This is a genomic window from Pseudomonas sp. JQ36 (assembly GCF_053851495.1).
In genome coordinates this window covers 5,128,742-5,142,837 of sequence record NZ_CM132642.1, presented here as the reverse complement: position 1 = coordinate 5,142,837, position 14,096 = coordinate 5,128,742, and the positions used below count along the sequence as shown (strand labels likewise).

Sequence of the window (14,096 nt, the reverse complement as noted above, 5' to 3'; positions counted from 1 at the left end):
TCATGACTGAAAGAACCCGCGCTGCGTCAGCAGATCACGCGCCAGATACAGCGCCGCCAGGGCGCGGCCTTCGGTAAATTGCGGGTTCTGCGCCAGCGCCGCCAGTTCACGCAGGTTGACCTTGTCGACGCGCATCGGCTCGGGCTCGTCTCCCTCCAGACGCTCCTCGTAGAGATCGGTGGCCAGCACCACCTGGATCTTCTGGCTCATGTAACCGGGCGACAGCGACAACTCGGTCAGATGTTCCAGTTGGCGCGCACCGAAACCGGCCTCTTCCTTGAGCTCGCGCTCGGCCGCTGCCAGTACATCCTCGCCCGGCTCGATCAGGCCTTTGGGCAGGGACAGTTCGTACTCGTCAGTGCCGCCGCAGTATTCCTCGACCAGCACCGCGTGTTCGCTGTCGAACATCGCCACAATCATCACCGCGCCATAACCCGCGCCTTTGCCGACCAGACGCTCGTAGGTGCGCTCCACGCCATTGGAAAAACGCAACTTCAGTTCTTCGACGCAAAACAGACGACTGGTGGCGACAATCTCGCGGGCGAGTACAGTGGGTTTCTGGCGCATGCAAAGCTCCTTGGCGTGAACGCGCTACTATAACGCGGCTTTCCCGATTGTTTGTGTCGGATATCTTTCTACCGCTCGAGACGTTGCCATGCCTTCTTTACCGTGGTCTGACATCGATACCGTCCTGCTGGACATGGACGGTACGTTGCTGGATCTGCACTTCGACAACCATTTCTGGCTGGAACACCTGCCGCAACGCTACGCCGAACTGCACGGGGTGAGCCGGGCCATGGCCGATATGGAATTGCAGCCGCTGTTCGAGCGCCATGCCGGGCAACTGCAGTGGTACTGCCTGGATTTCTGGAGCACCGAACTGAAACTCTCGGTGCGTGAACTGAAACTGGAAACTGCGCACCTGATCGCGCTGCGCCCGGATGCCGACACCTTTCTGCAGGCGATCAAAAAGGCCGGCAAACGGGTGATCATGATCACCAACGCCCACCGCGATTCACTGTCGCTGAAACTGGAACGGATCGAACTGGCGCCGTATTTCGAACGGCTGATCAGCTCCCACGATTACGGTTTCCCCAAAGAGAATCCGCAGTTCTGGGATGCCTTGCAGGCGGATATCGGTTTCGATCCGGCACGCAGTCTGTTCATCGACGACACGTTGCCGATTCTGCGCAGTGCGCGGGAATTTGGTGTGACGCATTTGTTGGCGGTGAAAGAGCCGGACAGTCGCAAGGGGCCGAAGGACACGGCTGAGTTTGCGGCGGTTGAAGACTACCGCGATTTGATTCGGGGACTCTGATTCCTGTAGGAGCTGCCGAAGGCTGCGATCTTTTGACTTTGATTGTTTAAAAAACAAGATCAAAAGATCTCAGCCTTCGGCAGCTCCTACAGGAGTTTTGAGTTACTCAGGGATACGCAGGGTTTGGCCCGGGTAGATTTTGTTTACATCCTTGAGCATTGGTTTGTTGGCCTCAAAGATCTTGTTGTACTGATTGGCGTTGCCATACACCGCGAGGGAAATGGCACTGAGGGTGTCGCCTTTTTTCACCACGACAAAACGTGCCGCAGCCACAACCGGTCCGGTCACGGTGATCTGATCATCAACACTGCCCACGCCTTCGATGTTACCCACCGCCAGCAGAATTTTTTCCTTCTCCTCCTGGCTCGCTACCTCACCGGTAACGGTCACCTTGTCGCCGTCCACGGTTGCCTGAACATTGGGATTGCCCAACCCGACCTTGCTGATATGTTCCTTCAACTGCTCGCTGGCATTGGCATTACCTGGGGTCAGCAGGTCGATCAGCTTTTCACCAGCTTCTTTCACAAAGCTCAACAGACTCATAGCGCACACTCCTTGATTGGGATTCCAGACGTCCAAGCCTAGACCACACCAGACCAACCCGGTTCCGGGCCGACCAATGACCCGGCAGTCGCTTGATCGACGCCATCTATCAATAGATCGACAGTACCGATTAGACGCGACAAGTTGCCGCGCCTAGTCTTAGCGTTGATCAATCCGTCGGTGATGCCATGAACGCCAAGCGCCCAGCCTGCGCGGCGCCTGCACTCGAAACGCCCGCGCCCGCCGCCAGCCAGACCTACAGCTACAGCGATCTGCCCCTTGTGGAATCGGCCAGCACCGCGCTTGCCGAGGAAGTCGCGTTGGCGATTGCCTACAACGGCATCAGTCAGGCAGTGATGCTGGTGACGCCGACGGATCTGGAAGATTTCATCTTCGGTTTCAGCCTCGGCAGCGGCATCATCGAAGACGCCAGCGACATTTATGACCTGCAACTGACCGGTGCTGGCTCGGCGCAATACGCGCAGGTGACCATCGCCAACCGCGCATTCTGGAACCTCAAGCAACAGCGCCGGCAACTGGCCGGCACCAGCGGTTGCGGTCTGTGCGGCGTTGAAGCCGTCGAGCAAGCCTTGCCCGATCTGCAAGTCCTGCCCGGCGCACCGTTGCCGCCCGCCGCATGGCTCGACGGCCTGCGCCAGCGCATCGGCGCGTTCCAGCCGCTCGGCCAGCACTGCGGCGCGGTACACGCGGCGGTGTTCATGAACGCCAGCGGTGAATTGCTGCTGGGGCGCGAGGATATCGGCCGGCACAACGCCCTCGACAAACTGATCGGCGGCCTGATCCGCCAGAAGATATCCACAGAGGGTGGGCTGGCGATTGTCACCAGCCGTTGCAGTCTCGAATTGATCCAGAAAGTTTTACGCGCCGGCATCCAGACTCTGGTCAGCCTGTCCGCGCCCACGGGCCTTGCCGTGCAATGGGCCCGTCGCCACAACCTCAATCTCATCCACCTGCCGCAGAAGAATGCGCCGCGGGTTTACAGCCCAGCGATGGAGAATCAAGCGTGAGCCAACATCATCAAGCCGACCAGAAACCCGTCCCGCGCTACAAGCCTTACAAGGGCCCAGCCGGCGGCTGGGGTGCCCTGATCAGTGTGGCTCAGGCCTGGTTGACCAGCGACAACGCGCTGAAAAACCTGCGCATGATGCTCAAGACCAACCAGAACGGTGGCTTTGACTGCCCAGGCTGCGCCTGGGGCGATTCCCCGGAAAGCGGCATGGTCAAGTTCTGCGAGAACGGCGCCAAAGCAGTGAACTGGGAAGCAACCAAGCGCCGAGTGGACGGCAAGTTCTTCGCCAAACACAGCGTGACGTCGTTGCTGGAGCAGAGCGACTACTGGCTTGAATACCAGGGCCGCCTCACCGAGCCGATGGTCTACGACGCAGAGACCGATCGCTACAAACCCATTGCCTGGGACGACGCCTTCGCCCTGATCGGCAAGCACCTGCAAGCGCTGTCGAGCCCGGACCAGGCCGAGTTCTACACCTCGGGCCGTGCCAGCAACGAAGCGGCGTACCTGTATCAGTTGTTCGTGCGCGCCTACGGCACCAACAACTTCCCCGACTGCTCGAACATGTGCCACGAGGCCAGCGGTGTGGCGTTGGCGCAAAGTGTCGGCGTCGGTAAAGGCACGGTGACCTTCGACGACTTCGAACACGCCGACGCGATTTTCGTCTGGGGCCAGAACCCCGGCACCAACCATCCGCGGATGCTCGAACCACTGCGTGAAGCGGTGAAGCGCGGCGCACAAGTGGTGTGCATCAACCCGCTGAAAGAGCGCGGTCTGGAACGCTTCCAGCATCCACAACATCCGTTGGAAATGCTCACCAACGGCGATAAGCCGACCAACACCGCGTATTTCCGTCCGGCACTGGGCGGCGACATGGCAGTGCTGCGCGGTATGGCCAAATTCCTCTTGCAGTGGGAGCGCGACGCGCAGAAAGCAGGCGCTCCAGCCGTGTTCGACCATGACTTTCTCAATGCCCACAGCGCCAACGTGCTGGAATACCTCGGGGTTGTCGACGACACCTCATGGGAGCAGATCGTCGAGCAATCCGGCCTGACCCTGGTCGAGATCGAGCAAGCGGCGCGCATGTACGCCAAAGGCAAGAACGTGATCATGTGCTGGGCGATGGGCATCACTCAGCATCGCCATTCGGTGCCGACCATCCAGGAAATCGCCAACCTGATGCTGCTGCGCGGCAACGTCGGCAAACCCGGCGCCGGCCTGTGTCCAGTGCGCGGTCACAGTAACGTGCAGGGCGACCGCACCATGGGCATCAACGAGCGTCCGCCGGTGGCGTTCCTCGATTCCCTTGAGCGGCGTTTCCAGTTCAAGGTGCCGCGTGACAACGGGCACAACGTGGTCGAGGCGATTCACGCCATGGCCGAGGGCCGCGCCAAGGTCTTCATCGGTCTGGGCGGCAACTTCGCCCAGGCCACGCCGGACAGCCCGCGTACCTTCGCGGCGCTGAGCAATTGCGACCTGACCGTGCAGATCAGCACCAAGCTCAACCGCAGCCACCTGGCCCACGGTAAAGACGCACTGATCCTGCCGTGCCTGGGTCGAACCGACATCGATATCCAGGCCGAAGGCCCGCAAGCGGTCACCGTGGAAGACTCGTTCAGCATGGTTCACGCGTCCAACGGCCAGTTGCAGCCGCTGTCGAACCAGATGCGCTCGGAACCGGCGATCATCGCCGGCATCGCCGCCGCCACGCTGGGCAGCAAACCGGTGGACTGGAACTGGCTGGTGGCCGATTACCGGCGCATCCGCGACCTGATCGCCGATACCATTCCGGGCTTCAAGGACTTCAACGAGAAGGTCAAGAACCCGGGCGGTTTCTACCTCGGCAACAGTGCCGGTGCACGCAAGTGGAACACGCCGTCGGGCCGCGCCAATTTCCGCGCGAACATGTTGCCCAAGGACCTGGTGCATGAACGTACCCGTGCCACCGGACAACTGCCGGACCTGATCCTGCAATCGATGCGCTCCCACGATCAGTACAACACCACGATCTATGGTCTCGACGACCGTTACCGTGGGGTCAAGGGCCAGCGCGATGTGCTGTTCGCCAACGAGGCCGACATCATTCGCCTGGGCTTCCGCCCGGGGCAGAAGGCCGACATCGTGTCGATCTGGGATGATGGCCGTGAGCGTCGGGTGAAGGGCTTTACCTTGCTGGCGTTTGATATTCCTGCGGGGCAAGCGGCGGCTTATTACCCGGAAGTGAATCCGCTGGTGCCGCTGGAAAGCACCGGGGATGGCAGCCATACGCCGACGTCGAAGTTCATTGCGATCCGGCTGGAGGCTGCAAGCGAGACTGGGTTGATCATGGCCAAATCTGCGTAAAGCGTTGCCTGGACTGATCCCTTCGCGAGCAAGCCCGCTCCCACATTGGAATGCATTTCAATTGTGGGAGCGGGCTTGCTCGCGAAAGCGGTGGCACATTCAACAAAACTCTTTGTACCCTGCACCATTCCAACGCCCACAAAAAAGGCCGCTTTTTCACAAAAGCGGCCTGTCCGAAGTAGCTAAAGACCGGCGAAAATCGCTTAAGTTCCGCATACAAAACAGCAACTTGCATAATTGTATACAAGTCGTGTTATTCGTCGGATTTCGATTGTCAGCCGTGATACAGAGCCTCAGGATCGCGCCGTCATCCCTTTGAGGCTCCTCTATGAAGTTCTCCTCGATTCTCTTGTTGTCCCTTGGCCTGGTCAGTGGCTTCGCTTCTGCCGGAGGCACCACCGAAGCAGGTGTGGGCGGCGCATTGGGCGGGGTTCTTGGCTCGGTCGTCGGTCAGTCTTTAGGCGGCAGCACAGGTTCAACCATTGGCGCGGCCCTGGGCGGCGCGGGTGGTAGCGCGGTCGGCGCTAACAAACACAGCCGTGGCGAAGCGGCCATTGGCGGTGCGTTGGGCGCAGCTGGCGGTAACGTGGTCGGCCGCAGCATGGGCGGCACCACCGGCAGCCTGATCGGCGCCGCAGCAGGTGGCGGCGCCGGTGGCGCGCTGGGTAACTACATGGGTAACAAGAGCAATGACGATGATCGTCATTACGATCGCGGCCGTGACGACCGTCGCTACTACCGCGACCGTCACCCTGGCCGTGGCCACGCTTACGGCCATCGCAAGCATCACCGCTACTATCGCGACTAACCCGTTGCGTTAAGCGCGAAAGCAAAAATCGCAGCCCAAGGGCTGCGATTTTTTTTGCTCAGGTTCAAACCACCAGACGCTCCAGCGCATCACGCAATCTGCCTGGAATGGGCACCGGCTGATTGCTCGTCCGGTCCACGAATACATGGACGAAACGCCCCGCCGCACACGCCTCGCTTTCACCGACCTTGAACACCGCCAGTTCATATTGCACCGAACTGTTACCCAGCTTACCGACTCGCAGACCGATCTCGATCAGGTCCGGAAAAGCGATCGAGGCAAAATAATCGCAAGATGAACTCACGACAAAACCCACCACCTCGCCGTCGTGGATATCCAGGCCACCGACCTGAATCAGGTAAGTGTTCACGGCAGTATCGAAAAAGCTGTAGTAGGTGACGTTGTTGATGTGGCCATAAGCATCGTTGTCGTGCCAGCGGGTGGTGATCGGCTGGAAATGCGGGTAATCGGCGCGTTGCGCCATGGTGCTGGACATCGGTATCGACTCCTTGAGTTATCTGTCCAGTCTAAAGGTAAAAACCTTTGCCTCGCGCCGCCAGCTCGCCAATCAGTGGCGCCGGCCGCCATTGATCGCCCTGTCGCGTCTCCAGCGCCAGCAAGCGCTTGTGAATGTCCGCCAGCCCCTGATCGTCCGCCCAGGCCATCGGGCCGCCTCTGTCCGCCGGGAAGCCGTAGCCATTGATGTACACCTGATCGATGTCATGCGCCGATTCGGCAATGCCTTCCTGCAGAATTTTCGCACCCTCGTTGACCAGCGCCAGAAGGCAGCGCTCGAGGATTTCCTCGGACCCAATCTCGCGGCGCTGAAAGCCGAGGCCTTCGCTAACGCTCAATATCAGCGCATCGACCTCGGGATCATGCTCGGCCTGACGACTGCCCGGCTCGTAGTGGTAGTAACCGTTGCCGGACTTCTGCCCGAAACGCCCCAGTTCGCACAAACGGTTGTCGACCTGAACCTCTGGCGCATCCTGCCCCTCGCCGGCCAATTCGCGCGCGCGCCACTCCAGATCAATGCCGACCACGTCGTACATGCGAAACGGCCCCATGGCAAAACCGAAACCCTGCAACGCTGCATCGACCTGCTGTGGATAAGCGCCTTCGAGCAGCATCTTGCGCGCCTCAAGCACATACGGATGCAACATGCGATTGCCGATAAAACCGTGGCAGTTGCCCGACACCACACTGACCTTGCCCATGCGTTTGCCCAGCGCCAGCGCCGCTTCCAGCGTCGCCGGTGAAGTCTGTGCTCCGCGGACGATTTCCAGCAGTTTCATGATATGCGCCGGGCTGAAGAAATGCAGACCGAGCACTTGCGATGGGCGTCTGGTTGCAGCGGCAATCGCGTCGATATCCAGTGCCGAGGTGTTGCTCGCCAACAACGCCTCAGGCTTGAGCAGGCCATCCAGCTCGCGAAAGATCTTTTGCTTGAGCGCGAGGTTTTCGTACACCGCTTCGATCACCAGATCGACATTACGGATCGCCGGGTAATCCGCCGCCGCGCTGATCCGGGCAAGACGTGCATCCGCTTCGACCTGATCGAGCCGGCCCTGGCGCACGTTGTGTGCATAAGTCTGCGCCACTGCGTCCAGCGCCTGTTCAAGCATCTGTGTGTTGTTATCGACCCATTGCACGGCGATGCCGGCATTGGCCAGGCACATGACAATACCGCGGCCCATGGTGCCCGCGCCGATCACGGCAGCTTGCTGAATATCGAAGGATGTCTGGCTCATGTTGTTCTCTTGTTGGCGATCCGAAGACAGCCTTCACCATAGTCAGGCACCGGGCATTTTTGAAGTTTATTACCGTGATGAGCGACATTCAGCGCATGGATACAATCCGCCATGGCGCCACAATCCCCTGTGGGAGCGGGCTTGCTCGCGAAAACGGAGTGTCATGCATGGGAATTTCAACTGTCATGACGCCTTCGCGAGCAAGCCCGCTCCCACAGGATTTGTATTTACTCGAGCAGATGATTGTCAGCCCAACTGCGGACTTGCGCGTACGGATACTCCTCCAGCGCCGCATACCCCGAGATCGTCCGCGCCTTCAGCTTGGTAAACAGCGGCACACTTATCCCGCACAGAAAACGCGTCAGACGCTCCGCCGTCGGCATGCTGCCGGTGTGCTGTTCGTGCCTGTGGATAAAATCACCGCACAGCGCCGAGAAACTTTTATCCACAAGCGCTGGCAACTCGGGAGGTTCCGGCAGCCGCGCGACATTACCGTGGCACACCGAACAGTGTCCGCAGTGCTCGGGCGCATTGTGGTCGCCGAAGTATTCAGCCAGGCGATAACCCAGGCAGCGCTCAGTGGCGAACAGCTCAAGCATTGCGTGAATCCGCGCGACTTCAGCCTGCTCATGCCGGGTGAAGTACTGGTGCAACTCGGCGCTCAACACAGCGCTGTCGAAATCGCTGTGCAGCACGTTGTAGACCTCGGTCATCTGCTTGCTCTCAAGCTCGACCCAGCCCTTTTCCTGGAAGTAATCCAGCGCCGTCACCACCCGATTGCGCTCAGCTGAATATTGCGTGTACATCGCCTCGAAATTCACCGTGGCCCAGGTGCGTGCGCGACTGGAGGTGTGGATGATGGCCGCGACAAACTCCCTGCGCTCACCCTCGAAACGCTCAAGCAACGCGTCGGGTTCCAGCAGGTATTTGAAGCGGTACTCGGCGTAATAGGCATAGCGCGGCGCAATCAGGCCCCGCAGCTCCAGCTGCACCAGCAGCGTCTTGAGTGGCAGCGAGCGAATATTGCTCTGATCGGCCAGCGGTCCGAGCAGAAACTCCCACTGCCCTTCGGGCGCGGCAGCCTGCATTTCCTCCAGCACACAACGAATCCCCTCACGCTCCGGGGTATCGCCGTAGACGAAGTTTTCCAGCACGTTGAGGCTGTCGCGGTTGGCCAGTACCAGGCAATCCGAAGGCTGTCCATCGCGTCCGGCGCGACCGATTTCCTGACTGTAGTTTTCGATGGATTTGGGCAGGTCGAAATGCACCACGTTGCGGATGTCGCTCTTGTCGATGCCCATGCCGAAGGCAATAGTCGCGACAATGCAATTGGACTGCCCGGCCATGAAGCGCTTCTGTATCGCCTCGCGCTGATCGTTGGGTAAACCGGCGTGATAGGCCTCGGCCTGAATCCCGTTACGTCCCAGATGCTCGGCAATGTGTTCGGCGGTTTTCTGCAGGGTGACGTAGACAATGCTCGGTTGCCCCGCACGCTCGCTCATCCACTCCACCAGCCGCCGGCGCTTGTCCTGCCCGCGTACCGGCTCGACCAGCAGATTGAGGTTGGGCCGATAGAAACCGGTGGTCACCACATCCGCTTCGGCGATGGCGAATTTGGCCTGCATGTCGGCAATCACTTTCGGTGTGGCCGTGGCCGTCAGCAGCAGGGTTTGCGGGATGTTGAACTGACGCTGGTAGTCCGGCAGCTTCAGGTAGTCGGGGCGGAAGTTGTGCCCCCACTCCGAGATGCAGTGCGCCTCGTCGACCACCAGCAGCGAGATCGGCACCTGCTGCAAAAAGTTGCGGAAACGCTCGTTCTTCAGGCGCTCCACCGAGATCATCAGAATCTTCAATTCACCCGAACGGGCGCGGGCCATCACGTCATTGGCGTCATCGCGGCTTTGCGCCGAATCGATACTGCCGGCGCTGATGCCATGGCGTTTGAGGAACGCCAGTTGATCCTGCATCAACGCCAATAGCGGCGAGACCACCAGGGTCAGATGCGGCAGCAATAGTGCCGAAACCTGGTAGCAAAGCGACTTGCCGGAACCGGTGGGAAAAATCGCCGCCGCCGAGCGCCCCGCCAGCACGGCGCTGATCGCCGCTTCCTGTCCGGGTCGAAACTGTGGATAACCGAAAACCTGTTCCAGGGTGTTGTGCATGCGCTGTCACTCCGTTGACCGCTGTGATACCAACAGCCTAGTGGGCGATCGCAGCGAGTCGAGAAAAGGCCGGGGTCAATTCGATACGGGATGATACAGCCATTGGCGCAGACAACTCGGCCCACTGTAGGAGCGAGCCTGCTCGCGAAGAGGCCCGCAACAGCAATACAAACTTACCGGTTCAGGGTTGCAAAATTGCCACTCGCAGGTGCTCATTCAACACCTGCTCATGCACACCCAGGCTCTTGCTCGCCCACAACGCATGGGCCGGAGTGATGTCACCGGTAAAGGCCGCCGCCAATTGACGCAGCTGCGCGACACTGCGCACGCGAGGACAGAACGGTTGCCCGTCACAGTCCTGACTGGCGTTGCGATAGGTGCTCAGCAAGCGATCCCACAGACCGTCACGCACCTGCCTGACCGACTTGAGCTGCACATGCGACACACCCAGTCGCTGCTCAAGCCCCACCTCGTCCAGCGTTTCACTGGCGAGCAGGACTTTGCCGAACATCAACACCTCGGCGCGCGAGGCGGTATCGATGCTGGTCTGGCTGGAAAGCGCATCGGGCCAGCCAGTGCGCTCAGGGCCAGCAAACATCCAGCCGTTGTCGGCATCTGATGCCATGGCCAAACGCCAACCACTGGCCAACAGCACTGAAATCGAGGCCATACGTAGCCATTGCATACTCAATTCCCTTTAAGCGCGTATCGGACGTTTGCAAACGTCCTACAGATTCTGGCGCGCACCATACAGATGTTTGCTCAGAAGCGCCTGATATACCCGCAGGAAATTTCCCGACTAAGGGTTTTACCTTTAAAAGGATTTGAAAATACGTAGGGCAAATACCCGAACCCGGGGAAAACCCCTACGAATTCTGTCCATTGCGGCCGCCTTGTCCCACCGCGCAATGCCCTCCTATAGTGTCCGGCGCGACTTCTCAAAGGACAGCCTGACGCCATGAACTCACTCCACCCGCCGATCAACCGCTACCGCCGATTGAAATCCAGCTACAGCGAAAAACCGGTATTAGTCATCGACACAGACGCCTGCCGCGAAGATTTGCTGGATGCCGCTCAACAACGTCTGTGTGCCGCCAACAATCTACTGGAAACTCTCTACTGCATGTGTTTTCAACAGGCAGACGTCAAAGACATTCCAAACATCATTACTGCACTTTATTTACTGACTCAAGATGGCTGCGAACTACTGGAAATTGCAAAACTCAAAACCGCTCAGTAAAACCAAAAACACATGCCCAACAAATCCAGACACAAGACACTTCTTTGCCTTTTAAAATAACCCTATTACGTTGATCGCTCTTTCATTAAAAAGAGCAACAAACATGTCTGTTTTAACTATATTTTTTTGCGGCACAGGCTCCAACAAGTTTGATACCACCCATGAAAACTTCTGGAACGGAGAACTGATTTCCACCCTGGCTTCCAATCATTTGGGCCACGAGTTTGCCGAGTGGATCGTGGTAGATGGCCCCGGCAGCGGCAACTTGCAGGCCGATGATCTATTCACCAGGACCAAGGAATACGGCTTGAGCGGAACTCTGTTCGGCAAAGGCTGGGAAGAAAACGTGTTGCACGCGCTCAATATCATCAAGGGCAAGTGTGACTGGCAGCGCGAGCAGCTGACTGAAGCCGAATACAATCGCCTTAAAGCCGCCGGCATTCCGATCGAAGATGTAAAAGTCGAAGGATCCTGGTTCTGGCGCAAATATAATTACGGCGATCGCAGCATTACCCAGCAAAAGTTACAGGAACAAATCATCAAGACTTTCCGCAAGGATGGTGTTATTCCCACGCAAGTCAATCTGGTGGGTTGGAGCCGAGGCGGCATCAGTTGCCATATGCTGGCCAATGCAATGTTCAAGGACAGCCTGCTGAAAAACATTCCGGTCAATATCTTTGCGCTCGATCCCGTGCCGGGTATTGGTAACTTTCAGGAAGAGCGCGTCAAACTCGCGGCCAACGTCAAAGAGTATGTAGCCTTCTATGCTCGCGACGAACGCTCCAAAGGGTTCAGCTGCGTCATCCCACAGACTGCTACCGGCACTAAAACCTGCATCTATCCGATGGCAGGGCGCCACGCCACCATGGCCGGCAATGCCACCAGCAGCGGCGGCGTCCCGACCGATGCCAGCGATCTGAAAGTGCTGTTCGAGCCCGGACACATCGTGCGCCACCTCGCCGAAACCTGCCTCAAACGCTGGGGCGTGCAACTGCAAAAAAACCTGGATCTGACTCAGGCCGACCTGGAAAACCTCACCAACGGCATCGTACGCGATGAAGCCAAATACAAACTGATGCACAAATATTCCTACACCTATTTCACCGAACTGGACCAAGGCGAACGCTACGTTTCACTGGGCAGTAAAGGTGTGCCGTTCAGCAGCGTGAAAGGCGAGATCTACAAGCCGGCGACCGGCCTGGCAACCAGCTTGCTGGATATTTCGGCGTATCAGCATTTGCGTTGAAAAATGATGAAAGACCGGTAGGAACGTCCGATGAGATCTTCATCCCGTTCCTACATGCCAAGACTCTTTGTCGCCTATCGCGGCTTGAGGTCACAAATCTATAGTCGTGACTGTCGCTGGCAAATCAGCGGCTCGGGCTTGGTCACCCGGTGGGACACATAAATGCGTCCGTTGTATGCTGCCGGCAATTCAAATGTCTGCACGCTTAATGGTGGCTGTGTTTGGGACGCCTTTGAGCGTGCCGGACTTGTGTGTTCCTTCGGTTGACCAACCCGAACACAGTTCGCCTCCCATCGCTTGGTCACGGTGGGATGAATCCTCACGACATTTGGAATACACACTATGAAAGCATGGACCCCGCTTCCTCTCGATCGCTACCGCTCACTCGAATCCAGCCTCACCGACACCAAGCCCCTGATCATCGACACAACGGCCAACCCGCAAGACATCCTCGAATGCGCCGTCCAGCGCCTGCGTGCCTCCAGCGACCTGCTGAAAACCCTCTACTGCCTCAGTTTCAAACAAGCCGACGTCGAAGACATCCCCCATATCACCCACGCCCTCTATCTGCTGACGCAGGATGGCTGTGACCTGCTGCAGGTCGCGCAGCAGCAGATGCTCGGCTGGAAAGCACCGCTCTGAGGCTGACAGTCTTCCAGTCGCTCTCACGCCTAACCTGAGACAGATGAGCAACACTCGTGCAAGCATCGAAAATCCCAACCAATCCGTCCACACGATTGCGCTACACTGTAATCCTGCACCAAGAGGCCCATGCCATGAGCAAATTGACGTTCCAGCAAAAGCAGGCTTATTACGAAAAAGTACGTCGGTCTAACTACTTGGCGAGCCTGCGTCTAGAAGGGTTCGATACCAATCGTAGCGATGCTGAAAGACCGCTTCCATCACGGGAATCAGTCATCGAAAAATATCGTCAGAACACACGCTAATGGTGGACAAGTACGGGGTCGGGCAAGACCCCTACTGCTACCCTGGAAGTGATGTCCTGCGTAACTTGCTCAATATTCGCTGTGAAGAAGAACTGCAGAAAGCAGAGCGAGAACTATCAGAGATCGCTATCAGTCGATTTCGTCTTCTTCCCCCTCCATATGATCTAACCCTTTTTCAACATATCCATAGAACTCTGTTTTGCGATGTCTACGACTGGGCCGGGCAGCCGCGAACAGTCAACATTCAGAAGGGGGATACCTTTTTCTGCACCGCAGAAAGAATTCTCCCAGAGGCAGAGAAAATATTTCGCGCCATGGAACGTAATGCATGGTTCGTGGGGCTGAACAAAGAAGAGCTCGTCGTGGCTATCGCCGAAACCTATGGCGACTTGAATGTCATTCATCCTTTTCGCGAAGGTAACGGGCGTGCTCAGCGCATCCTTTTTGAGCAGATCATCATCAATGCGGGCTTTACGGTTGATTGGTGGCTGATCAAGGAAGACGCTTGGATTTCGGCAAATGTTGATGCGGTTGCATGTGACTATCGTGGACTTGAAGATATCTTCGAGAACTGTATTGGCGGGCCACTCCTCCCTTAAGTGGCATTATTCTGGCCGTTTACCCCAAATTCTGCGGGAATAATGGCAGTCAAGCCGATAACGACAGCTAAACCGTCACCCACAAAAAAGCCGCCCCTAGAGGCGGCTT

General features: G+C 58.0%; 15 protein-coding genes. 9 read left to right on the top strand and 6 right to left on the bottom strand.

The features are described 5' to 3' along the window. Positions 1–567 carry an ADP compounds hydrolase NudE gene (gene nudE, locus ACS4NR_RS23200; RefSeq protein WP_027611223.1) on the bottom strand — a complete coding sequence of 189 codons (567 nt, stop codon included), beginning with the start codon at positions 565–567 and terminating at the stop codon, positions 1–3. A gap of 88 nt (positions 568–655) precedes the next feature. Between nudE and yrfG the strand changes: the two genes are divergently transcribed. Next, entirely contained in the window at positions 656–1,318 is a 663-nt protein-coding gene (gene yrfG / locus ACS4NR_RS23195; protein ID WP_095137928.1) for a GMP/IMP nucleotidase, read from the top strand. A gap of 102 nt (positions 1,319–1,420) precedes the next feature. Here yrfG and lysM read toward each other — a convergent pair whose 3' ends face one another. Continuing rightward, positions 1,421–1,861 carry a peptidoglycan-binding protein LysM gene (gene lysM / locus ACS4NR_RS23190; protein ID WP_027611221.1) on the bottom strand — a complete coding sequence of 147 codons (441 nt, stop codon included), beginning with the start codon at positions 1,859–1,861 and terminating at the stop codon, positions 1,421–1,423. A 188-nt stretch (positions 1,862–2,049) separates the two neighbouring features. Here lysM and fdhD point away from each other — a divergent pair, with 188 nt between their 5' ends. The 3 genes from fdhD to ACS4NR_RS23175 all read left to right on the top strand — a co-directional run bounded on the left by fdhD (position 2,050) and on the right by ACS4NR_RS23175 (position 6,042). After that, entirely contained in the window at positions 2,050–2,889 is an 840-nt protein-coding gene (gene fdhD, locus ACS4NR_RS23185; protein WP_456018443.1) for a formate dehydrogenase accessory sulfurtransferase FdhD, read from the top strand. Then, the gene (locus tag ACS4NR_RS23180; RefSeq protein ID WP_456018442.1) at positions 2,886–5,234 is read left to right on the top strand and encodes an FdhF/YdeP family oxidoreductase; all 2,349 of its coding nucleotides are present in this window, start codon (positions 2,886–2,888) and stop codon (positions 5,232–5,234) included. Before fdhD ends, ACS4NR_RS23180 begins: the two co-directional genes overlap by 4 nt. A gap of 328 nt (positions 5,235–5,562) precedes the next feature. Beyond that, a complete protein-coding gene (locus tag ACS4NR_RS23175; protein WP_095137925.1) occupies positions 5,563–6,042 on the top strand; it encodes a glycine zipper domain-containing protein in 480 nt (159 codons plus the stop codon). Positions 6,043–6,106: 64 nt separating this feature from the next. Here the strand turns inward: ACS4NR_RS23175 and ACS4NR_RS23170 are convergent, their stop codons facing one another. The 4 genes from ACS4NR_RS23170 to ACS4NR_RS23155 all read right to left on the bottom strand — a co-directional run bounded on the left by ACS4NR_RS23170 (position 6,107) and on the right by ACS4NR_RS23155 (position 10,640). Next, positions 6,107–6,538 (bottom strand): acyl-CoA thioesterase, encoded by a 432-nt coding sequence (locus ACS4NR_RS23170; protein WP_097086913.1) that lies wholly within the window; start codon positions 6,536–6,538, stop codon positions 6,107–6,109. A gap of 31 nt (positions 6,539–6,569) precedes the next feature. Continuing rightward, on the bottom strand, positions 6,570–7,793 hold the full coding sequence (locus ACS4NR_RS23165) for a 3-hydroxyacyl-CoA dehydrogenase (protein ID WP_095137923.1): 1,224 nt from the start codon (positions 7,791–7,793) through the stop codon (positions 6,570–6,572). Positions 7,794–8,020: 227 nt separating this feature from the next. Continuing rightward, positions 8,021–9,955 carry a RecQ family ATP-dependent DNA helicase gene (locus ACS4NR_RS23160; protein WP_456018441.1) on the bottom strand — a complete coding sequence of 645 codons (1,935 nt, stop codon included), beginning with the start codon at positions 9,953–9,955 and terminating at the stop codon, positions 8,021–8,023. 181 nt (positions 9,956–10,136) lie between these two features. Next, positions 10,137–10,640 (bottom strand): polysaccharide deacetylase, encoded by a 504-nt coding sequence (locus ACS4NR_RS23155; protein ID WP_456018440.1) that lies wholly within the window; start codon positions 10,638–10,640, stop codon positions 10,137–10,139. 273 nt (positions 10,641–10,913) lie between these two features. Here ACS4NR_RS23155 and ACS4NR_RS23150 point away from each other — a divergent pair, with 273 nt between their 5' ends. The 5 genes from ACS4NR_RS23150 (at position 10,914) to ACS4NR_RS23130 (ending at position 13,987) form a co-directional block, all read left to right on the top strand. After that, positions 10,914–11,195, top strand: a complete 282-nt coding sequence (locus ACS4NR_RS23150; protein WP_253150231.1) for a hypothetical protein — start codon at positions 10,914–10,916, stop codon at positions 11,193–11,195. Between the two features lie 103 nt (positions 11,196–11,298). After that, positions 11,299–12,441, top strand: a complete 1,143-nt coding sequence (locus ACS4NR_RS23145; RefSeq protein ID WP_456018439.1) for a hypothetical protein — start codon at positions 11,299–11,301, stop codon at positions 12,439–12,441. Between the two features lie 342 nt (positions 12,442–12,783). Then, positions 12,784–13,083 carry a hypothetical protein gene (locus tag ACS4NR_RS23140; protein ID WP_346650761.1) on the top strand — a complete coding sequence of 100 codons (300 nt, stop codon included), beginning with the start codon at positions 12,784–12,786 and terminating at the stop codon, positions 13,081–13,083. A gap of 134 nt (positions 13,084–13,217) precedes the next feature. Continuing rightward, positions 13,218–13,388 carry a YhfG family protein gene (locus ACS4NR_RS23135; protein ID WP_096796727.1) on the top strand — a complete coding sequence of 57 codons (171 nt, stop codon included), beginning with the start codon at positions 13,218–13,220 and terminating at the stop codon, positions 13,386–13,388. Further along, on the top strand, positions 13,388–13,987 hold the full coding sequence (locus ACS4NR_RS23130; protein ID WP_115988443.1) for a putative adenosine monophosphate-protein transferase Fic: 600 nt from the start codon (positions 13,388–13,390) through the stop codon (positions 13,985–13,987). Before ACS4NR_RS23135 ends, ACS4NR_RS23130 begins: the two co-directional genes overlap by 1 nt. Positions 13,988–14,096: the final 109 nt, after the last annotated feature.